A 20,742-nucleotide genomic window follows, 5' to 3' on the forward strand; every position below is an offset into this window, starting at 1 on the left:
GATAAAAGGAGACGACCGCCCCCAACCCTACCGGCCCAGATATACGGAGGTCAGTGCTCAGGTGACTCAACAGCAGCCGAAGTGACCAGTTCTGTCAGGACTCCATGGCAATCCTTTGGATGCAGGAAGGTGATTCGGGAGCCCATGGACCCGCGCCGGGGCTCGTCGTAGAGCACGCGTACGCCCTTGTCCTTGATGTCGGCGGCGTCGGCGTCGACGTCCGCCGTGCCGAAGGCGATGTGGTGGACGCCCTCACCGTTCTTGGCCAGCCACTTCGCGACGGTGGAGTCCTCGCGAGTGGGTTCGAGCAGCTGGAGGTAGGAGGCGCCGCCGTCGGACGTCTCGTTGATCTTGAGCATGGCCTCGCGTACGCCCTGCTCCTCGTTGACCTCGGAGTGGAAGATCTCGAAGCCGTACGTGGCCCGGTAGAACTCGACGGTCTTGTCGAGGTCGAAACAGGCGATCCCAATGTGGTCGATTCGCGTCAGCATGGATTCAGTGCAGCGCTCCGGAGGTGGTTACGCAACGTGCGCGCGATCACACTCGCGGCCGGATGACGGGTGGCCTACCGCTCAGTACATTCAAGTAAACCCTCGTTCACTCCTCAGCTGTGCAAGCTGGAAGGGGATCGCACCTCATGTCTGGAACGAACAGCACGACTTCCGTGATCGTCGCGGGTGCCCGCACCCCGATGGGGCGGTTGCTCGGCTCCCTGAAGTCCTTCTCCGGAGCCGACCTAGGAGGCTTCGCGATCAAGGCTGCCCTCGACCGTGCGGGGATCGGTGGCGACCAGGTGCAGTACGTGATCATGGGCCAGGTGCTCCAAGCCGGGGCAGGGCAGATCCCGGCACGCCAGGCCGCGGTCAAGGCGGGCATCCCGATGAGCGTCCCGGCGCTCACCATCAACAAGGTGTGTCTGTCTGGTCTGGACGCGATCGCGCTCGCCGACCAGCTGATCCGAGCGGGCGAATTCGATGTCGTGGTCGCGGGTGGCCAGGAGTCGATGACGAACGCGCCGCACCTGCTCCCCAAGTCCCGTGAGGGCTACAAGTACGGGGCGATCGAGATGCTCGACGCCATGGCGTACGACGGTCTGACGGACGCTTTCGAGAACATCGCCATGGGCGAGTCGACGGAGAAGCACAACGTGCGGCTCGGCCTCGCCCGTCCGGAGCAGGACGAGGTGGCGGCCCTCTCGCACCAGCGTGCGGCCGCCGCTCAGAAGAACGGCATCTTCGAGGCGGAGATCACGCCGATCGAGATTCCGCAGCGCAAGGGCGAGCCCGTCGTCTTCAGCAAGGACGAGGGCATCCGCGCCGAGACGACGGTCGAGTCGCTCGGCAAGCTGCGCCCCGCCTTCACCAGGGACGGCACGATCACCGCCGGCACCTCCTCGCAGATCTCGGACGGCGCGGCCGCCGTGGTCGTGATGAGCAAGGCCAAGGCGCTGGAACTGGGCCTGGAGTGGATCGCCGAGATCGGCGCGCACGGGAACGTGGCGGGCCCGGACAACTCTCTGCAGTCGCAGCCCTCGAACGCGATCGTGCACGCCCTCAAGAAGGAGGGCCTGGAGGTCGAGGACCTCGACCTGATCGAGATCAACGAGGCCTTCGCGGCGGTCGCCGTGCAGTCAATGAAGGACCTCGGGGTGTCCACGGAAAAGGTGAACGTCAACGGTGGCGCCATTGCCCTGGGTCACCCGATCGGCATGTCGGGCGCACGTCTGGTGCTGCACCTCGCCCTTGAGCTGAAGCGGCGCGGCGGCGGTGTGGGCGCGGCCGCGCTGTGCGGTGGCGGCGGTCAGGGTGACGCGCTGATCGTGCGGGTACCCAAGGCCTGACACGCGTTCCCCACTTGCGGAATCTCGACTGAACGGAGCTGTGATGCAGGACGTCTCCTCGCTGGTGGCCCAGGCCAGGGAAGGGCGGCCGCGGGCCGTGGCCCGGCTGATCTCCCTGGTGGAGGGGGCGGCACCGCAGCTCCGTGAGGTCATGGCGGCGCTGGCGCCGTTGGCCGGCAATGCGTATGTGGTGGGGCTGACGGGGTCGCCGGGCGTCGGCAAGTCGACGTCGACCTCGGCGCTGGTGACGGCGTACCGGCGGCAGGGCAAGCGCGTCGGAGTGCTGGCCGTCGACCCCTCCTCGCCGTTCTCCGGAGGCGCGCTGCTCGGCGACCGCGTGCGCATGTCCGAGCACGCGTCCGACCCCGGGGTGTACATCCGCTCGATGGCGACACGCGGCCACCTGGGCGGCCTCGCGTGGGCCGCGCCGCAGGCGATCCGCGTACTGGACGCGGCGGGCTGCGACGTGGTGCTGGTGGAGACGGTGGGTGTCGGCCAGTCCGAGGTCGAGATCGCGTCCCAGGCGGACACCTCGGTCGTGCTGCTCGCCCCCGGGATGGGCGACGGGATCCAGGCGGCCAAGGCCGGAATCCTGGAGATCGGCGATGTGTATGTGGTCAACAAGGCCGACCGGGACGGGGCCGACGCGACGGCGCGTGAGCTGAACCACATGCTCGGGCTGGGCGAATCCCGCGGTCCGGGCGACTGGCGGCCACCGATCGTCAAGACGGTTGCCGCCCGCGGCGAGGGGATCGACGAGGTCGTCGAGGCGCTGGAGAAGCACCGGGCGTGGATGGAGGAGCACGGCGTGCTCGGCGAGCGGCGCCTGGCCCGGGCCTCCCAGGAGGTCGAGACGATCGCCGTCACCGCCCTGCGCCAGCGCATCGGCGACCTGCACGGCGACCGCCGCCTCAGCGCGCTCGCGGAGCGGATCGTGGCGGGGGAACTCGACCCGTACAGGGCCGCGGACACGCTGGTGGAGGGCCTGACGGAGGGCTGAGCCGAGGGTTTTTCGCCCCCGCCGCCCCTGCCCATTCCCGGCCCCTGGGGGCTGCGCCCCCAGACCCCCGCCAAAAGATTGCGCAGTTCCCCGCGCCCCTGAAAAGGGGCGCGGGGAACTGCGCGAACGGGGCCTGGGGCGCAGCCCCAGGTCGGGACGGGCAGGGGCGGCGGGGGCGAAAAACCCTCCTGGCCAACTCCCACCGCCCGCTGTTAAGTTGGGCCGCATGTTCCTCCTCTTGGCATAGGGCCCGCCCAGGCCCGCGACGGACAGGCAGCCACTCGGCGCCGCGCCGTCGCGGCACTCAGGCGTCCCCTCGTCCGCCTCGAAGTTGAGGAACCCTTCGCATGTCCGCGACGCTCTCGCGGCCCTCGTACGCCGCGCTCTTCCGCATCCCCCACACCCGCCGCACCTTCGCCGCCGCCCTGATCGGCAGGCTCTCGTACGGCATCGTCTCGCTGGCCATGATGCTCACGGTGACCCGGGCAACCGGGTCGTACGCCGTGGCCGGCACGGTCATGGCGCTGTTCGGCGCGATGAGCGTGTGCCTGTCGCCCGCGAGGGCGGCCCTGATCGACCGGCACGGCCCCCGCCGTGCCCTCGTCCCGATGGCCTCGCTGTACGCGGGCCTGCTCACGGCCTTGGCGGCGGCAGCCTGGCGGCCGGGAGCACCGGCGGCGGCGCTCGGCGCGCTGGCCGTCGCCGCGGGCGGCTGCACGCCGCCCCTCGGCCCCACGATGCGTGCCGTGTGGGGCGAAGTCGTCGAGGACAGACGGCTGTTGCAGCGCGCGTACAGCCTGGACGGCGCGGCGGAGGAGATCCTCTTCGTCTCGGGGCCGTTGCTGGTGGGCGCGGTCGTGCAGTTCGCGCCGCCGGCCGCCGGGGTCGCGCTCAGCGCCCTGCTGGTCTGGGCCGGAACCCTCGCGTTCGTCCTGTCGCCGGTTGTGGCGGGCGTACGACCGGCCGCGGAGAAGACGCCCGCACGCTCAGGGGGCCGGTTCCGCGGCGGACGCGCGCTCGCGCAGCCCGTCGTCGTCGCGGCGGGCGTAGGACTGTCCCTGGGATCCCTGGACCTTCTCGTGATGGCCTTCGCCCAGCAGCGCCATCACGGGGACGACGTGGTCGCCTGGGTGCTCGCCGCCCTGTCGGTGGGCAGCGCGCTGGGCGGCGTGCTGAACGGCGCCGTCAACTGGCGCAGGTCCGCGCGGGTGCGGCTGCCACTGCAGGCCGGCGGCCTGGGCCTCGCCCTGCTCGCCGCGGGTTTCGCTCCCGGCCTCGGCACACTGACCGTCGCCGTGGCCTGCGCGGGCTTCTTCGTCGCCCCGGCCCTGACCACGTCCTACCTGATCGCCGACGAGGCGGCCCCGCCCGGCTTCCGCACCCAGGCGGGCGCCTGGGTCAACACTGCGGTGAACGCGGGCAATTCGGGCGGCGCCGCAGGGGTCGGGCTCCTGGTGGGCCATCTGTCCCTGGGCCGGTGCTTCGCGCTCTCGGGAGCCGTGGCCGTCGCTGCGGGCCTGATCTCCGTGCGGGGTGTGCGCGCTTCTCCGCGCCCCTTCGAGGGCGCGGAGACCGGCGCGATCAGCCACGAACGGTCAGCAGTCCGAGGACGGCCGGCGGACCGGGGCGGCCGGCACCCTGAGGGCAGCCGGCCGCTTCAGAACCGCTAGGGCTTGCCCCGCTGCCCCCGCAGATGCTCGGCGATCGGCCGCAATGACTTGTGGAGGTCTTCCAGCGCCTCCGGGGAGAGCAGATCGATGAAGTGCCTCCGAACAGATGCCACGTGATACGGCGCGACCTTCTTCATCGTCTCCATGCCGTGCTCGGTGAGGACGGCGTACAGACCCCGGCGGTCCGACTCGCAGTTCTCACGGCGTACCAGATCCGCGTTCTCCATGCGCGTGATCTGGTGCGAGAGACGGCTTTTGGACTGGAGGGTGGCGGACGCGAGGTCGCTCATCCGCATTCGTACGCCCTCCGACTCTGAGAGGTTCACCAGGATCTCGTAGTCGTTCATCGTCAGCCCGAACGGCTGCAGGTCCCTCTCGAGCTGGTACGTCAACAGCCTGTTGACCTCCAGGTGGGTGCGCCAGGCGCACTGCTCCGCATCGGTCAGCCAGCGCGTGGCCGTCTCGGTCTCCATGAATGAAGTCTACCTAAAATGTTGAAAGGCGAACTAGTGAGGGTGGTGTGACTGTGCGCACGCGTTCGATGTCACACTCCGCAGACTACCGCTCACAGCCCGAAGCGACGCTGGAGGTCCCCCAGCTGTCCGGGAAGGCGCGGTGCGCCGGCTTGCTGTCCCTGGTGACCGGGTACCCCGCTCGCGCCCGGTACTCCGGGCTCGTGCGGGACCGCGCCCGTGGCCTGCTCGGCCATGAGGGTTTCGGTGGACTGGAGCAGCACTGTGCCGGCCCCTACGAACTCGAACTGGTGCTCCTCTCCGGAGGCCCCGCCGAGGCCCGTCATCGCACGTAGACCGCCCATTACACCTGTCATGTACCCGTGGTCGTAGTGATGGCACGGGGACGGGCAGTCGGCCCAGCCGACCAGCGCCTGCGGGTCCACCCGGATCGGGGGTTCCATGAACACCACCGGACCGTTAGATGCGGCCACGAACTTGCCGGTTCCGATCAGGGTCAGAAACCCCGGCACGATCGACTGCTTGAGGGCAAGACTTGGCTGAAAAGCGAGCAAGTTGCCCGAGCGAATGGTCAGATTGCCGTCGTCCAGGTCGTACGAATTGACGTCGAAGGCCCGGTCGGCGAGCAGCATCTTGCCCGAGCCCTCCGCCACGACCCAGTCGCTCGCGTGCAGAGGCGAATGGAACGACGTACGGACCAGACGGTCGAGTCGACCGTGTCCGACGCCGTTGAATTCCATCGACCCGTAGTAGGCGATCATCTTGCCCTTCTGCAGGAACCACTGGCTCCCCTTGAGCTCGACGCAGAAGGTGTAGTTGTTGACGTTGTCGTCGACCGGCAGCGACATCGGGTCGTAGATCACCGGGCCGCCCGGAGTCCCGTACGCGCTCACAGCTTCTCCTCCGAGGCCTGGACGTACACCGCGCCATTGCCGCTCAGCTCCAGCTGGAACGCCTCGCCCGAGCCGCGGCCCACCATGTCGCGCCAGCCGAGCGCGGTGGACAGCTTGTTGCGTACGTCGCCGTGGTGGGCGACGTACGCCTGGGGGTCGACGTGGACCGGGCGCTGCGGGGTGATCGGGATCTCGAAGACGCCGCCGTGCGCCATGACGGCGACCGCGCCGTGTCCCTGGAGAGTCGTGGTGAACAGGCCCTGGCCGGTCACCTGGCCGCGCACCATGCCCATGACCCCGCCCTGCGAGCCGAGGAACATCGTGCCCTGCTGGAGGGTGCCGTCGAAGGCGAGCAGCCGGTCCGCCTCGACGTACAAGGTGTCACCGGCGAGGTTGATCACCTGGACGTGGTGGCCGCCGTGCCCGAAGAGGACGGTGCCGGAGCCCTCGACGGTCATCAGTGGAGTGGCTTCGTTGGCCAGGCGGCGGCCGAGCATCGACATCACACCGCCCTGGCCGCCCTGGATGTTGGGGGTGAAGGAGACCTCGCCCTTGTAGGCGAGCATCGCGCCGCGCTGGCTGAACACTCGCCGGCCGGGCAGCACCGTGGCCTCGACCATCTTCGAGTTCACTTCGCGAAAGGGCATGTCACACGTCCCCCGCGATCGTGTTGCGCTCACTGGGCTGCACATAGACCAGGCCGTCACCCTCGAAGCGGATCTGGAACGCCTCGCCACCGCCCTCGCCGAGCAATGTGCGGAACGTCACACCGGCCTGGAAGGACTGCCGCACATTGCCCTGGTGCGCGATGTACGCGCCCGGGTCGACCGTCAGCGGGTACTGGGAGCTCACCCGCAGTACCACCGCCGGGCCGTCGGACATGATCGCCGCCTGCCCGTGGCCCTCGACGGTGGTTGTGAACAGTCCGTTGCCCTGCGAGGCACCCCGCAGGCCCGTGAAGGACGTGCCGGTGCGCAGCCCCGCGTCCGTCGCGAGCAGATTGCTCGACTCCACGTACAGCTTGTCCCCCTGGAGACTGACCAGGTTGATCTCGGAGGCCCGGTCCGCGAACCAGCAGGTCCCGTGCCCCTTCACCTCCATCACCGTCATCTGCTCACCGGTGAGGCGCCGGGTCACCATCCCCCGTATGCCCTCACCGCCCCCGCTCAGCTTCTTGAAGGCCATCTGGCCGTCGTACGCGACCATCGAGCCGTTCTTCGCCTTCACGGCGTCCCCGGTCATGTCGACGGCCAGCACCTTGCTGCCTTGAAGTCGAAACATCGCCACGCTGTGAAGGTAGCCGCCGGGTGGGGCCGCCGACAGAGCCTCCGGGATGATCCGGACCCCGAAGACACCCCGAGACCCCCTGCCGGGACGCGCGAGGCCCGAGTGCCACAATGGGCGGGCGCTTGTGCTTGCGTTCACAAAGCGTTGACGACTCTCCCACCGAAGGTGACCCGTGGACATAAAGACCGCCACCGCCCTCCGCCGCCTCCGCCTGGTCTCGGCCCCCGAAGCCGTCTCCTTTCTGCTGCTGCTCCTCTGCTCGGTGCTGAAGCGGACCACGGACTTCAACGCGGTGCCCGTCATGGGCTCCATCCACGGCGTCCTCTTCATCCTGTACGTGATCTTCTGGGCGGACGCCTGGAACCGCTCCAGGTGGAGCGCCGGGACCGGACTCCTCTACTTCGTCCTCTCCGTGCTGCCCACCGGCGGCTTCTTCGCGGAGCGCAAGCTCAAGCGCGAGGCCGAGAACGCGGTCATCGCGTCCCGCGCCCGCAAGGAAGGGATCGTGAACGCATGATCGTCGCCTTCTCCGTGACGCCGCTGGGCGTCGGCGAGGACGTGGGGGAGTACGTCGCCGACGCCGTCCGCGTGGTCCGGGAGTCGGGTCTGCCGAACCGCACCGACGCGATGTTCACCTCGATCGAGGGCGAGTGGGACCAGGTGATGGACGTCGTCAGGCGTGCCGTCGCCGTCGTCGAGGAGCGCGCACCGCGCGTCTCGGTCGTCCTGAAGGCGGACATCCGTCCCGGTGTGACGGACGGTCTGACCTCCAAGGTGGAGACGGTGGAGCGGCACCTGTCCGCCTAGGTCTCCCCCACTCGGCAACGAAACCCCGGCCCTCAGGACCGGGGTTTTTCGCGCCCCGATGTTTGAGCGATCGCTCAAACCGCTGTAGTCTCCGTGCCAGCCGATTGAGCGGTCGCTCAAAAAGGCTCACTGATCTGGGGGTTCGGGGATGAGGCTCTACATAGAGGCGCATATACGCGGCGACCTCGACGATCTGTGGGCGCGGACGCAGGACCCCGCGCAACACCGGCGCTGGGACCTTCGCTTCACCGAGATCGACTACCTCCCGCGCACGGACGGCGAACCGCAGCGCTTCCGTTACGCCACACGGGTGCTCCCCTTCCTGACCGTCGCCGGCACGGGTGTCTCGGCGGGCGAGAAGGAACGCGCGGACGGCACCCGCACCTCGGCGCTGCGGTTCGCCTCACCGCATCCGCTCTCGCCGCTCGCCGAGGGCAGCGGCTACTGGCGGTACGTCCCCGACGGCGACGGCGTCCGGTTCCTCACCGGGTACGACTACCGCCCGCGCTGGGGCCGCCTCGGAGCCGTGGCCGACCGGCTGCTCTTCCGCCCCCTCATGGGTTGGGCCACCGCCTGGTCCTTCGACCGGCTGCGGCTGTGGCTGGAGCGGGGGATCACCCCGGAGCGGGCGCTGCGGAACTGGCTCGCCGAGCAGGCCGTACGCGCCCTCGTCCTGCTGACCGCCTGCTCGGGGCTGGTGAGCGGAGCGCTGGTGGACGCCGCCGGACCGTCGGCACCGCTCGCACTGTTCGCGACCCCGGTGCTCGCCGTACTGGCCGCCCTGGCCGCTCTCTTCGCGCCGCCGTCGGCCGGCACCCCGGCGGCCCGCCGCTGCCTGCGCACGCCACCCGCCCGCCTCCGGGCACCGCGTCTCCTCACCACCCTGGAGCACCAGCGATGACATCGATCTTCCGCACCGTGATGGGCGCCGATTTCGAACGCCTCCACCCCGAGCTGCAACGGCGCTTCTCCGTCGGCCTGGCCGGCGGAGAAGCGTGTACCGGGCGCGGCGTCATGGACCGGATCTGGCACGGGAGTGGCTTGCTGAAGCCGTTCCTGGCGCTGGGCTCCACCCGCAACATCCTGGTCCCGCGCACGGGCCGCAACGTCCCCTTCACCATCGAGAACGTGCCGTACGCCGATGGCTTCGGACGTGAGACGGTGACGTTCGTGCGCACCTTCGACCTGCCCGGCCGCGCCCGCCGCTTCGACGCCCAGATGGTGCTGAGCCCCAAGGGTGACCGCGTCCTGGACTACCTCGGCACCCATCAGCACCTCGCCAGCGACCTGTTCTTCCGTGCCGAGCCCGACGGCTCGCTGCTGATCCGGTCCGGCGAACACCGCTTCCGGGAGGGCCCCGTGGACGTCCGCGTCCCCGGACTCATCGGTGGTGAGGCCGAGGTGCGGGAGTCCTTCGAGGACTCCACGGGACGCTTCCGCATCCAAGTCCGCGTCGTGAACCGCCACTTCGGGCCGCTCTTCGGCTACGAGGGCTCCTTCCGGGCGACGTACACCGACATCCGTACCTGCGGTGTACGCCCCGGACTGCGCCCCGTGCGCGAGGAGGCACGGGCGTGAGCGAGGCGACCAGGGCGAAGCTCCTGGAGGGCGCGCTGCGGACGCTCACCGAGCAGGGGATCGCGAAGACCTCGGCCCGTTCGATCGCGGCGACCGCCGGGGTCAATCAGGCGCTGGTCTTCTACCACTTCGGGTCCGTGGACGAGTTGCTGTCGGCGGCCTGCCGGCAGGGGGCGGAGCGGCGGGTCGCTCGCTACCGTGACCGGCTCGCGGAGGTCTCCAGCCTTGCCGAACTGCTCGCGCTCGGGCGGGAGATGCATGAGGCCGAGCGTGCGGAGGGGTATGTCGCTGTCCTGGGGCAGCTGCTCGCCGGGGCGCAGACGCATCCCCGTATCGCACCCGCCACGGCGGCCGGTCTCGACCTGTGGATCGCCGAGATCGAGAAGGTCCTGAGGAGGGTCCTCGGGGGGACGCCGTTCGGGGAGTTCGCGGATCCGGCGGGGCTGGCGCGGGCGGTCGCGGCGTCGTTCGTGGGGATCGAGTTGTACGAGGGAGTGGACGGGGCGGGGGCGACTGCGGCGCTGGATGCGCTGGAGCAACTCGGGTTCCTGGTCGGTGCGTTGGAGGAGCTTGGGCCCGTGGGGCAGCGGGCGGTGCGGTTGCATCTACGGCGGTCAAGTCGCCGTTGACCTGAGCGGTGCCCGGCGCGTGCTCGTGGTGTGCGACCTGGTGTGCGCCGGGTGCGCGGCCGGGATGGCGCTGCCCGTGACTCCCGTCGCCGCGCTGCTCGCGCTGCGGTGCGTGATCGCCGCCGTGTCGCCCGTGTTCACCGGCACCCGGGCGGCCACGCTCGTCGACGTCCTCGGTGAGGGCGACCTCTTCGTGCTCGGACGCTCGCTGCTGCGGATCGTCTCGCGGAGTGCCGTCCTCGTCGGGTTCGGGCTCGGCGGCGTCCTGCTCACCGTCGTATCGCCGCGCGGCGCGCTGGTCATCACAATGTGCACGTTCGCGAGCTCCGCGCTGCTGCTGCGCTTCGGCACCCGGCGCAGGCCCGCCCGAGCCGGGGGCGGCTCGCTGCTGCGGTACTCGCTCGCCGGCGCCCGGCAGGTGCTCGGCGACCGCAGGATCCGGGTGCTGCTCCTGCTGTGCGCGCCGCCGATGTTCGTGGTCGCGCCCGAGGCGCTGGCGGCGGCGTACGCGGACGAGATCGGGGTCGGCACGGCCGGCGTCGGTCTGCTGATGTGCGCGATGCCCGTCGGGACGATCGCGGGCGAGCTGTACGCCGGCTCCGTCCTCACGCCCGCCGGCCGGTCCCGGATCGTCCTGCCGCTCGCGGCCTGCGGGCTGCTGCCGCTGCTGGTCTACCCGGCGGCCCCCGGCCTCGGCTGGATCCTGCTCGCCCTCCTCGTCACCGGGCTCACGGGGGCGTACACCCTGGGCCTGGACCGCTGGTTCGTGGACGCCGTCCCCGAGGAGCTGCGCGGCCGGGCCATGACCGTGCACACCGCCGGGCTGATGACGATCCAGGGCGTGGGCATGGCGCTCGCGGGAGTGGCCGCCGAGTTCGCGCCGATCGGCACGGTCGTCGGCGGGGTCGGGGTGCTCGGCACGGTGTGCTGCGCCCTGCTCGTGCGGGAGGTGGCGCGGACCCGGCTGCGAAAGTGAGCCGCCTGCGCCCGACCGAAGGGCGAGACGGGGCTGACCACGATGTGACCGGCCGGTAAGGTCTTTGGCGTGCCGAAGCCGCTCAGCCTTGCCTTCGATCCCATCGCCCGCGCCGACGAACACTGGAAGCAGCGCTGGGGATCCGTGCCGTCCATGGCCGCGATCACATCGATCATGCGCGCGCACCAGATCCTGCTCGCCGAGGTGGACGCGGTCGTCAAGCCGTACGGACTGACCTTCGCGCGCTACGAGGCACTGGTGCTGCTCACCTTCTCCAAGGCCGGCGAGCTCCCGATGTCCAAGATCGGCGAGCGGCTCATGGTGCATCCCACGTCCGTCACGAACACCGTGGACCGGCTGGTGAGGTCCGGACTCGTCGACAAGCGGCCCAACCCCAACGACGGGCGCGGCACACTCGCCTCCATCACCGAGAAGGGCCGCGAGGTCTGCGACGCTGCCACCCGCGACCTGATGGCCATGGACTTCGGGCTCGGGGCGTACGACGCCGAGGAGTGCGCGGAGATCTTCGCGATGCTGCGGCCGCTGCGGGTCGCCGCGCGGGACTTCGAGGACGAGTAGAGCCTCGCTCCGAGGACGAGTGGGGGCGCGCGAAGATCGCGCAAAAGGGGTCGTTACGCTCGTACCCATGAAGAAGAGCGTGCTGACCAGGTACCGCGTGATGGCCTACGTCACCGGTGTGCTGCTGGTCCTGCTGACCCTCGGCGTGATCGCCAAGTACGTGCTCGACATGAACGGTGCCGCGGACTTCACCCGCGTTGTCGGTATCGCGCACGGCTGGCTGTACGTCGTCTACCTGGTCTTCGCCTTCGACCTGGGCTCCAAGGCGAAGTGGCCGGTCGGCAGGCAGCTGTGGGTGCTGCTCGCCGGGACGATCCCCACGGCCGCCTTCTTCGTGGAGCGCAAGGTCTCCCGCGAGCTGGAGTCCAAGGTCGCGGACGACTCTCCCGCGGTCGCGAAGGCGTAACTTCCACCGCCGTACGGGCAACGTGCGGCGGTTCCCCATCGACATTTACTAGGACGTCCTAGTAAATTCGATGGTATGGACGCTGACGCCATCGAGGAAGGCCGCCGACGCTGGCAGGCCCGCTACGACGCTTCGCGCAGGCGCGAGGCCGATTTCACCACGCTCTCCGGCGACCCCGTGGAGCCCGTGTACGGGCCGCGGCCCGGGGACGAGTACGAGGGCTTCGAGCGGATCGGCTGGCCGGGCGAGTACCCCTTCACCCGCGGTCTCTATCCGACCGGCTACCGAGGGCGTACGTGGACCATCCGGCAGTTCGCCGGGTTCGGCAACGCCGAGCAGACCAACGAGCGCTACAAGATGATCCTCGCCAACGGCGGCGGGGGACTGTCCGTGGCCTTCGACATGCCCACACTCATGGGGCGCGACTCCGACGATCCGCGCTCGCTCGGCGAGGTCGGGCACTGCGGGGTCGCGATCGACTCGGCGGCCGACATGGAGGTCCTGTTCAAGGACATTCCGCTGGGCGACGTGACGACGTCGATGACCATCAGCGGTCCGGCCGTTCCCGTCTTCTGCATGTACCTGGTGGCCGCCGAGCGTCAGGGTGTCGATCCGTCCGTGCTCAACGGCACCCTCCAGACCGACATCTTCAAGGAGTACATCGCGCAGAAGGAGTGGCTCTTCCAGCCCGAGCCGCACCTGCGCCTCATCGGCGACCTCATGGAGCACTGCGCGTCGAGGATCCCCGCGTACAAGCCGCTGTCGGTCTCCGGCTACCACATCCGTGAAGCGGGGGCCACGGCCGCCCAGGAGCTGGCGTACACGCTGGCGGACGGCTTCGGGTACGTGGAGCTGGGCCTGTCGCGCGGACTGGACGTCGATGTCTTCGCGCCCGGTCTGTCCTTCTTCTTCGACGCGCACGTCGACTTCTTCGAGGAGATCGCCAAGTTCCGGGCGGCGCGGCGGATCTGGGCCCGCTGGATGCGCGATGTCTACGGGGCCAAGTCCGAGAAGGCGCAGTGGCTGCGGTTCCACACCCAGACTGCGGGCGTCTCGCTCACCGCTCAGCAGCCGTACAACAACGTGGTGCGTACGGCCGTGGAGGCGCTGGCGGCGGTGCTGGGCGGGACGAACTCGCTGCACACGAACGCGCTGGACGAGACACTGGCGCTGCCGAGCGAGCAGGCCGCGGAGATCGCCCTGCGCACCCAGCAGGTGCTGATGGAGGAGACCGGGGTCGCCAACGTGGCCGATCCGCTGGGCGGTTCCTGGTACGTCGAGCAGCTCACCGACCGGATCGAGGCCGACGCGGAGAAGATCTTCGAGCAGATCAAGGAGCGGGGGCTGCGGGCGCACCCCGACGGGCAGCACCCGATCGGACCGATCACCTCCGGGATCCTGCGGGGGATCGAGGACGGGTGGTTCACCGGCGAGATCGCCGAGTCCGCGTTCCAGTACCAGCGAGCGCTGGAGAAGGGCGACAAGCGGGTGGTGGGTGTCAATGTCCACCACGGCTCGGTGACAGGTGACCTGGAGATTCTGCGGGTCAGCCACGAGGTGGAGCGGGAGCAGGTGCGGGTGCTCGGTGGCCGCAGGGCCGGGCGGGACGACGCGGCTGTCCGGGCCGCCCTGGACGCCATGCTGGCGGCCGCGCGGGATGGGTCCAACATGATCGCGCCCATGCTGGACGCGGTGCGGGCCGAGGCCACGCTCGGCGAGATCTGCGATGCCCTCCGGGACGAGTGGGGGGTGTACACGGAGCCGGCCGGCTTCTGAGGGGTTTCTTCGCCCCCTCCGCCCCTACCCGTCCCGTACCTGGGGGGCTTCGCCCCCAGACCCCCCTTGGCTGACTTCTGGGTGCGGGTGCGTGGGGGCTTGTCGCGCAGTTCCCCGCGCCCCTGACGGGCCGGGGACTGCGTAGTCGGCTGGTTCTGCCCCTAGTTCTGCCCCGTCGCCCCCTTCAGGCCCAGCAGCAGTACGCGAGTGAAGCTGCGGACCCACTCCTCGTCCGCGGGCTCCGCGCTGACGAGGGTGCGATGGACCACCGCACCCGCGACCACGTCGAAGATCAGGTCGGCGGTGCGGGCGGCGGCGGCCGGGTCGGATTCCGGGGGAAGCTCGCCGCGGGCGCTCGCGCGGGCGCGGCCCTCCAGGACGAGGCGCTTCTGCCGGTCGACGATCGACGTACGGATGCGGTCGCGCAGGGGCTCGTCACGGGTGGATTCCGCCACGACGGCCATCAGCGCCGTCTTGGCCTCCGGGCGGTCCAGGATCGCCGCGAACTGGAGCACGACGCCTTCGATGTCCGCCGCCAGGCTCCCCCGGTCGGGGAGCTCCAGCTCGTCGAAGAGGACCGCCACCGCGTCCACCACGAGTTCGTTCTTGCCCGCCCAGCGGCGGTACAACGTGGTCTTCGCGACCCCGGCGCGGGTCGCCACGTCTCCCAACGTGAGCTTGGACCAGCCCAGTTCGACCAGTGCCGCGCGCGTCGCCTCCAGGATCGCGGCGTCCGCGGCTGCGCTGCGCGGGCGCCCCGTACGCGAGGCGGAAGTGCGACTTTGCATGCCAGTGACCATATCCGGCCGTTCTGTGAAGTCGTGAGGGAGATCACCGGGGTATGGCACACGGGCGCATCTCTCGACAGTTACGCTACGACTCGTAGCGAAAGCTCGTGCACCGCGATCGTGCGCGAGCGACAACCACTGGCGCCAGGTGGGGACCCGGCGCCGAGCATCACGTATCGAGTCGTAAAACGCCTGGCTTTCGGAACGCTTTTCACGCGCGCGCGCAGAAGGGGGAGGATGTACTCATGCAGCCACGGAACATGTCCATGAGCGGAGTCGTCGACCTCGCCGCGGTGAAGGCGGCCCAGGAGGCCAAGGCGAAGGCGGAGCAGGCGCGCGCCGAAGCGGCCAGGCAGGGCGGCGGCGGTGGGAGCGGGGCCGTGTCCCCCGCCAGTCTCGTCATCGACGTCGACGAGGCGGGATTCGAGCGCGACGTCCTGCAGCGCTCCACCGAGGTCCCGGTCGTCATCGACTTCTGGGCCGAGTGGTGCGAGCCCTGCAAGCAACTGAGCCCGGTGCTGGAGCGGCTGGCCGTCGAGTACAACGGGCGCTTCCTCCTTGCCAAGGTCGACGTCGACGCCAATCAGATGCTGATGCAGCAGTTCGGGATCCAGGGGATCCCGGCCGTCTTCGCGGTGGTCGCCGGGCAGGCGCTGCCGCTCTTCCAGGGTGCGGCCGGCGAGGAGCAGATCCGCGGCACCCTCGACCAACTCGTCCAGGTGGCCGAGCAGCGCTTCGGCCTCACCGGCCTGACCGTCGACCCGGACGCCGAGCCCGGCAGCGCCCCGGCGGCGCCCGAGGTGCCGGCCGGCCCCTACGACGCGCTCCTCGAGGCCGCCGTACAGGCCCTGGACGCGGGTGACTTGGGCGGCGCGATCCAGGCGTACAAAAACGTCCTGAGCGACGACCCGGGCAACATGGAGGCCAAACTGGGCCTCGCCCAGGCCGAGTTGCTCCAGCGCGTGCAGAGCGTCGACCCGCAGCAGGTGCGCAAGGACGCCGCCGAGAAGCCCGGTGACGCCCAGGCGCAGATCACCGCCGCCGACCTGGACCTGGTGGGCGGGCATGTCGAAGACGCGTTCGGGCGGCTCATCGACACGGTGCGCCGTACGGCCGGCGATGACCGTGATGCCGTACGGCTGCGGCTGCTCGAGCTCTTCGAGGTGGTCGGTGTCGACGATCCGCGGGTGATCGCGGCGCGCCGGGCGCTGGCCAGGGCCCTGTTCTGACCTGTCCCTAAACGCCGGGGCTTGTGATGCCCAGGTGAAAGATTGGCCGAGGGAGCGACACGCGGCCGCGCTTTACCAAATCTTGGTAAACGCGGCCGCTGTTACTGGGAGTAAGTCAGGGGCGTTGATCTGTCGGATTTCGTCCGGCAATCAACCGTTGTGCACCCCGGCCTGAGGCCACCCTGCGTCGCCGACCGATACCGACGGGTCGTTGTTCGGTTATCCGGCCGTTACTAGCGAGTAACGAACCCCCTTGTGCGGGCGGCGAGAATGCACCACGATCGGCGACGCTCGGTCCATTCCCCCTCCCCCGACAACCAATCGGGTCAAGGGGTTTTCTGGGTCCCCACCGGGTAGAGCCGCCGGCAGTGGCGTCGGCTCTTGGGCAGGGGGGTCTTTGCCGTTCGGCAGAGCCTGTCCAGCAGGTTGTGCGTGATGTGTGTCAGGCGCGACCAGTGGTTGTCGCTCGGGGGTGATCGCCGGTGATTCGGGCGCTGTTCGCGCCTCCGAGATCGGGCGCTCTCCTTCCCGAGGACGTAGCACTTCTCCCATCCCTGCCCGGCTGAGCCGCCGACATGGGGCAGTCAGGGCCAGGAGATGTACGTCCGAGAAGGAGGAAATATGGAGTCCCAGGTGCGTGGCGGGACCAGATGGAAGCGGTTCGCGGTCGTGATGGTGCCCAGCGTGGCCGCCACGGCAGCGATAGGTGTCGCCCTCGCGCAGGGCGCTCTCGCCGCGTCGTTCAGTGTGTCGGGGCAGTCGTTCAAGGTGACGGCGGACCAGCTCCACGGCGAAGGCTTCGAGCAGTACGGAGCCATCGACTCGGGGTACACCCTCGACGGCAAGAAGACGGCTCACCCCGTCGCGGTCTCGGCGTTCAAGTCCGCGTCGATCACCAACATGTGCCAGTCGGTGGTCACCCCGGACATCCCGCTGCTCGGATCGGTCAGCCTGATCCTGAAGGCGGGCGGCGGTGGCACGCCGGTCCAGGCCGAGAACCTGTACATCGACGTCGAGGACCTCGAGGCCAACGCGACGTTCCACAACATCGACATCGGTGTTGCGGCCAAGGACGCCAGCAAGGGTCCGGGCATCGGCAAGGGCGACGCGGCCAACCCGTACGGGTTCGCGCAGCAGGCCGACTCGGCCGACCTGACCGATGTCAAGCAGACGGCGTGGGCGACCACTGCCGGTACGTTCAAGCTCAGCGGCCTGAAGATGTCGCTGTCCAAGGGCGTCAAGGAGTGCTACTAGGCACTCCAGGGGCGGGTGAGGGGGCCTCGGCCGCCTCACCCGCCCCGCTCCTCACCGCCGTACGCGGGTCACTCACCCGTACTTCTCACAGCAAAGCCGTTCCAGGGAGCTGTTTTCCATGAGCGCCGAGACTCCTGCCGCGCCCGGCCAGAACGAGCACTACCTCCGGGTCCTCCGGCGGAACTTCCGTACCTGGAGGGGCGACCGCCCGTTCTGGGCCGGCCTGTTCGTCCTGCTCGGCGGTTTCCCCATCGCCTACTTCCCGTATGCGAACCTCCAGATCGGCCATCTGACGCTGGCGATGGCCACCACCGCGGGTGCGGGCTCCCTGATCATCGGCGTGCTGCTCGGCGTGCTGGGCGTCAGCCTCTGGTTCCAGAAGCATGTACGGACCTTCGCCGGAGTCGCGGCGATTCTGCTGGCCCTGGTGTCCATCCCGGTGTCCAACCTGGGCGGCTTCCTCATCGGCTTCCTGTTCGCCATGATCGGCGGCGCGATGGCGGTCTCCTGGGCTCCGGGCGAATCCGAGACGGAGCCGGCCAAGACGGTGGCCAAGGGTGAGGGCGAGACCCCCGAGGGGGCGCCCGTGGGCACCGCGGACAGCGTGAGCGGGCTGAGCGAGCCGAACGATCTGTCAGGAACGAGCCCGGCGAACGGGGCGAACGGGAGGCACAGTGCCGGCTGACGAGGTGACCCACGGGACTGATGTGGAGGAGTCCCGTGTGAGAACCGGGCCGCGCCACGCGGCCCCCAGGAAGCCGCTGTTCACCAGGTTCCACATGCCTGCCGGGAAGGCCGTCGCCATCGCGGCGATGCCGACAGCGGTCCTGATGGGGATGGGGTTCACCCCGACACTCGCCCTCGCCGACGACCACGGGTCGTCGAAGAGCCTGACGGCCGACGAGTACAAGGACTGTGTCGCGGCCGTGACCGGCTCCGAGGACGGCGCCAGTGCGTCGGCCACGCCGTCGCCCACCGCCTCGGCGAGTGCCGACAAGTCCGGCGACACGGCGAAGCCGACCCCTTCGGCCTCGGCGTCCTCGGGCAAGACCTCTTCGTCGGATTCAGGTTCCGACGACAAGGCCGAGCCCACGCCGTCCGCGTCCGCCTCCTCGCCCTCGTCGAGCACGTCGGACAAGTCGTCGGACAGCGCTGCGTCCACGCCGACCCCCTCCGCGTCCGCGAGCAGCGGAAACGTGCTGGACACCATCGGCAACGCGATCAACGACGTCCTCACCGGTGGTGGCGACTCCACGGAGAGCTCCAGCCCCACGCCGTCCGCCACGGCGAGCGCGAGCGCGTCCGCGAGCAAGGACACCTCCGACAGCGCCTCCGGCACCGTCAAGGACACGACCGACAAGGTCACCGAGACGGTCAACGACACCGTGAAGGACGCCACCGACACGGCGTCCAAGGCGGCCTCGGACACCACGGAGAAGGTCACGGAGGCGGCCGACGCCGCCACCGCGACCCCGAGCCCGTCCGCGAGCTCCAGCACGGACCCGTCGAACTGCCCGGTCGCCACGGACGAGGTGGGGGGTGTCGACAACACCACGCCGCTGCCCGACGACCCCTGGTATCTGAACGCCAGCTCGCTTCTGCTCAAGGGCGCCGACTACCAGGGCATCGTCAAGGTGAAGACGGCCAACGGGTCGACGAAGAAGGTCCTGAAGTACGTCATCTCCGACGGCACCGACATCGGCGACCTGCACCAGACGGTGAAGGACAAGCAGTCCGGCAAGACGTACCACGTACAGGCGGCCGCAGGCTCGACGTCCACCATCCGTGACGGCAAGACGGTCATGTACACGGAGAGCATCTCCGGCAATCTGCTCGGCCTGATCCCGATCACGTTCAGCCCGGACAACCCCCCGCCGCTGAACATCCCGCTGATCTACTTCACCAAGGTGAAGGTCGTGCAGGCCGGCCAGTTCGGCGGGACGCTGACCGTGCCCGGGCTGCACTCGTACCAGACCGACTGAGCGCCCCCAGAGCCCGTCCGGGAGCCGCAACACACTGAGGGCGCCCCCTGTTCGCAGGGGGCGCCCTCAGTGGCGTACGGGGACCGCGGGTCAGGCGTGGGCCTGGTTGCCCTCGCCCAGGTGGTGCACCCGGACCATGTTGGTGGTGCCGGGGACGCCGGGGGGCGAACCGGCGGTCATCACGACGACGTCGCCGTCGTTGAAGCGCTTGAGCTTCTGGAGCTCATGGTCGACCAGGTCGACCATCTCGTCGGTGCTGTTCACGAACGGCACGACGTGCGACTCGACGCCCCAGCTCAGCGTCAGCTGGTTGCGGGTGCCCTCGTCGGTGGTGAAGGCGAGGATCGGCTGGGTCGCGCGGTAGCGGGACAGCCGGCGGGCGGTGTCACCGGACTTGGTGAAGGCGATCAGGCCCTTGCCGCCGAGGAAGTCGGCGATCTCGCAGGCGGCACGGGCGACCGAACCGCCCTGCGTACGCGGCTTCTTGCCGGGCACCAGCGGCTGCAGGCCCTTGGAGAGCAGCTCCTCCTCGGCCGCGACGACGATCTTCGACATCGTCTTCACGGTCTCGATCGGGTACGCGCCCACGCTCGACTCGGCGGACAGCATGACCGCGTCGGCGCCGTCCAGGATCGCGTTGGCCACGTCGGAGGCCTCGGCGCGGGTCGGGCGGGAGTTGGTGATCATCGACTCCATCATCTGGGTCGCGACGATCACCGGCTTGGCGTTGCGGCGGCACAGCTCCACGAGGCGCTTCTGCACCATCGGGACCTTCTCCAGCGGGTACTCGACGGCCAGGTCGCCGCGGGCCACCATGACCGCGTCGAACGCCGCGACGACGTCCTCCATGTTCTCGACCGCCTGCGGCTTCTCCACCTTGGCGATGACGGGGACCCGGCGGCCCTCCTCGTCCATCACCTTGTGGACGTCGGCCACGTCGTCGGCGTCGCGCACGAAGGACAGGGCGACCATGTCGCAGCCCATCTTCAGGGCGAAGCGCAGGTCCTCGATGTCCTTCTCGGACAGCGCCGGCACGTTCACGGCGGCGCCGGGCAGGTTGATGCCCTTGTGGTCCGAGATCACGCCGCCCTCGATGACGACCGTCTTGACCCGGGTGCCGTCGACCTCGACGACCTTCAGCTCGACGTTGCCGTCGTTGATCAGGATCGGGTCGCCCTTGGAGACGTCACCGGGCAGACCCTTGTAGGTCGTGCCGCAGATGTGCTTGTCGCCGGGCACGTCCTCGACGGTGATGATGAACTCGTCACCACGCTCGAGCTCGACGGGACCCTCGGCGAAGGTCTCCAGACGGATCTTCGGACCCTGCAGGTCGGCGAGCACACCGATGGCCTTGCCGGTCTCGGCCGAGGCGGCCCGGACGCGGTCGTACCGCCCCTGGTGCTCGGCGTGCGTGCCGTGGCTGAAGTTGAAGCGGGCCACATTCATGCCGGCTTCGATCAGCGCGACGAGCTGCTCGTGGGAGTCGACCGCGGGGCCGAGAGTACAGACGATTTTCGAACGGCGCATGGGGCGATCCTATCGGTTTGTTTCGCTACGGAATATTCCGTCTGGTGG

23 protein-coding genes are annotated in these 20,742 nt (G+C 69.5%); 16 read left to right on the forward strand and 7 right to left on the reverse strand.

Annotation, left to right across the window (positions count from 1 at the left end; translation table 11 throughout):
* Window positions 1–50: 50 nt before the first annotated feature.
* Window positions 51–491, reverse strand: coding sequence for a methylmalonyl-CoA epimerase (mce, locus tag OG390_RS35235; RefSeq protein WP_399081521.1), 441 nt, complete (start codon window positions 489–491; stop codon window positions 51–53).
* A 146-nt stretch (window positions 492–637) separates the two neighbouring features.
* Here mce and OG390_RS35240 point away from each other — a divergent pair, with 146 nt between their 5' ends.
* The 3 genes from OG390_RS35240 to OG390_RS35250 all read left to right on the forward strand — a co-directional run bounded on the left by OG390_RS35240 (window position 638) and on the right by OG390_RS35250 (window position 4,510).
* On the forward strand, window positions 638–1,840 hold the full coding sequence (locus OG390_RS35240) for an acetyl-CoA C-acetyltransferase (protein WP_399081519.1): 1,203 nt from the start codon (window positions 638–640) through the stop codon (window positions 1,838–1,840).
* 43 nt (window positions 1,841–1,883) lie between these two features.
* A complete protein-coding gene (gene meaB / locus OG390_RS35245; protein ID WP_399081516.1) occupies window positions 1,884–2,840 on the forward strand; it encodes a methylmalonyl Co-A mutase-associated GTPase MeaB in 957 nt (318 codons plus the stop codon).
* A gap of 347 nt (window positions 2,841–3,187) precedes the next feature.
* Entirely contained in the window at window positions 3,188–4,510 is a 1,323-nt protein-coding gene (locus tag OG390_RS35250) for an MFS transporter (protein ID WP_406173496.1), read from the forward strand.
* On the opposite strand, the gene OG390_RS35255 is transcribed toward OG390_RS35250, so the two are convergent.
* The 4 genes from OG390_RS35255 to OG390_RS35270 all read right to left on the reverse strand — a co-directional run bounded on the left by OG390_RS35255 (window position 4,507) and on the right by OG390_RS35270 (window position 7,157).
* Window positions 4,507–4,983, reverse strand: coding sequence for a MarR family winged helix-turn-helix transcriptional regulator (locus OG390_RS35255; RefSeq protein WP_369249246.1), 477 nt, complete (start codon window positions 4,981–4,983; stop codon window positions 4,507–4,509). The genes OG390_RS35250 and OG390_RS35255 overlap by 4 nt on opposite strands.
* A gap of 92 nt (window positions 4,984–5,075) precedes the next feature.
* A complete protein-coding gene (locus tag OG390_RS35260; RefSeq protein ID WP_406173498.1) occupies window positions 5,076–5,876 on the reverse strand; it encodes an AIM24 family protein in 801 nt (266 codons plus the stop codon).
* Complete coding sequence (locus tag OG390_RS35265) at window positions 5,873–6,523, reverse strand: AIM24 family protein (protein WP_406173499.1); 651 nt, start codon at window positions 6,521–6,523, stop codon at window positions 5,873–5,875. The genes OG390_RS35260 and OG390_RS35265 overlap by 4 nt, the downstream gene beginning before the upstream one ends.
* A gap of 1 nt (window position 6,524) precedes the next feature.
* Window positions 6,525–7,157 carry an AIM24 family protein gene (locus OG390_RS35270; RefSeq protein WP_406178033.1) on the reverse strand — a complete coding sequence of 211 codons (633 nt, stop codon included), beginning with the start codon at window positions 7,155–7,157 and terminating at the stop codon, window positions 6,525–6,527.
* 178 nt (window positions 7,158–7,335) lie between these two features.
* Between OG390_RS35270 and OG390_RS35275 the strand changes: the two genes are divergently transcribed.
* From OG390_RS35275 to OG390_RS35315, 9 genes are all read left to right on the forward strand, one after another.
* Window positions 7,336–7,680, forward strand: a complete 345-nt coding sequence (locus OG390_RS35275) for a DUF3817 domain-containing protein (RefSeq protein WP_399081508.1) — start codon at window positions 7,336–7,338, stop codon at window positions 7,678–7,680.
* The gene (locus tag OG390_RS35280; protein ID WP_406173501.1) at window positions 7,677–7,970 is read left to right on the forward strand and encodes an MTH1187 family thiamine-binding protein; all 294 of its coding nucleotides are present in this window, start codon (window positions 7,677–7,679) and stop codon (window positions 7,968–7,970) included. Before OG390_RS35275 ends, OG390_RS35280 begins: the two co-directional genes overlap by 4 nt.
* Window positions 7,971–8,118: 148 nt before the next feature.
* Window positions 8,119–8,871, forward strand: coding sequence for a hypothetical protein (locus OG390_RS35285; protein ID WP_406173503.1), 753 nt, complete (start codon window positions 8,119–8,121; stop codon window positions 8,869–8,871).
* Window positions 8,868–9,548, forward strand: a complete 681-nt coding sequence (locus OG390_RS35290) for a DUF4166 domain-containing protein (protein ID WP_406173505.1) — start codon at window positions 8,868–8,870, stop codon at window positions 9,546–9,548. Before OG390_RS35285 ends, OG390_RS35290 begins: the two co-directional genes overlap by 4 nt.
* Window positions 9,545–10,177 (forward strand): TetR/AcrR family transcriptional regulator, encoded by a 633-nt coding sequence (locus tag OG390_RS35295; protein ID WP_406173507.1) that lies wholly within the window; start codon window positions 9,545–9,547, stop codon window positions 10,175–10,177. Before OG390_RS35290 ends, OG390_RS35295 begins: the two co-directional genes overlap by 4 nt.
* The gene (locus OG390_RS35300; protein WP_406173509.1) at window positions 10,074–11,153 is read left to right on the forward strand and encodes an MFS transporter; all 1,080 of its coding nucleotides are present in this window, start codon (window positions 10,074–10,076) and stop codon (window positions 11,151–11,153) included. Before OG390_RS35295 ends, OG390_RS35300 begins: the two co-directional genes overlap by 104 nt.
* Window positions 11,154–11,222: 69 nt before the next feature.
* A complete protein-coding gene (locus tag OG390_RS35305; protein WP_399081494.1) occupies window positions 11,223–11,732 on the forward strand; it encodes a MarR family winged helix-turn-helix transcriptional regulator in 510 nt (169 codons plus the stop codon).
* Between the two features lie 67 nt (window positions 11,733–11,799).
* Window positions 11,800–12,138 (forward strand): DUF3817 domain-containing protein, encoded by a 339-nt coding sequence (locus OG390_RS35310; RefSeq protein WP_406173513.1) that lies wholly within the window; start codon window positions 11,800–11,802, stop codon window positions 12,136–12,138.
* A 75-nt stretch (window positions 12,139–12,213) separates the two neighbouring features.
* Complete coding sequence (locus OG390_RS35315; protein ID WP_406173515.1) at window positions 12,214–13,914, forward strand: methylmalonyl-CoA mutase; 1,701 nt, start codon at window positions 12,214–12,216, stop codon at window positions 13,912–13,914.
* A 161-nt stretch (window positions 13,915–14,075) separates the two neighbouring features.
* On the opposite strand, the gene OG390_RS35320 is transcribed toward OG390_RS35315, so the two are convergent.
* Window positions 14,076–14,702, reverse strand: coding sequence for a TetR/AcrR family transcriptional regulator (locus OG390_RS35320; protein ID WP_406173517.1), 627 nt, complete (start codon window positions 14,700–14,702; stop codon window positions 14,076–14,078).
* Window positions 14,703–14,947: 245 nt separating this feature from the next.
* Between OG390_RS35320 and OG390_RS35325 the strand changes: the two genes are divergently transcribed.
* The 4 genes from OG390_RS35325 (at window position 14,948) to OG390_RS35340 (ending at window position 19,167) form a co-directional block, all read left to right on the forward strand.
* Window positions 14,948–15,931, forward strand: coding sequence for a tetratricopeptide repeat protein (locus OG390_RS35325; protein WP_406173519.1), 984 nt, complete (start codon window positions 14,948–14,950; stop codon window positions 15,929–15,931).
* A gap of 621 nt (window positions 15,932–16,552) precedes the next feature.
* The gene (locus OG390_RS35330; RefSeq protein WP_406173521.1) at window positions 16,553–17,185 is read left to right on the forward strand and encodes a DUF6230 family protein; all 633 of its coding nucleotides are present in this window, start codon (window positions 16,553–16,555) and stop codon (window positions 17,183–17,185) included.
* 118 nt (window positions 17,186–17,303) lie between these two features.
* Window positions 17,304–17,870, forward strand: a complete 567-nt coding sequence (locus tag OG390_RS35335; RefSeq protein ID WP_406173523.1) for a DUF6114 domain-containing protein — start codon at window positions 17,304–17,306, stop codon at window positions 17,868–17,870.
* Window positions 17,860–19,167: a hypothetical protein gene (locus OG390_RS35340; protein ID WP_406173525.1), complete on the forward strand. Its 1,308-nt coding sequence runs from the start codon at window positions 17,860–17,862 to the stop codon at window positions 19,165–19,167. The genes OG390_RS35335 and OG390_RS35340 overlap by 11 nt, the downstream gene beginning before the upstream one ends.
* A gap of 90 nt (window positions 19,168–19,257) precedes the next feature.
* Here OG390_RS35340 and pyk read toward each other — a convergent pair whose 3' ends face one another.
* The gene (gene pyk, locus OG390_RS35345; RefSeq protein WP_406173526.1) at window positions 19,258–20,694 is read right to left on the reverse strand and encodes a pyruvate kinase; all 1,437 of its coding nucleotides are present in this window, start codon (window positions 20,692–20,694) and stop codon (window positions 19,258–19,260) included.
* Window positions 20,695–20,742: the final 48 nt, after the last annotated feature.

Source organism: Streptomyces sp. NBC_00996 (assembly GCF_045162675.1).
In the GTDB taxonomy this organism is placed as follows: domain Bacteria; phylum Actinomycetota; class Actinomycetes; order Streptomycetales; family Streptomycetaceae; genus Streptomyces.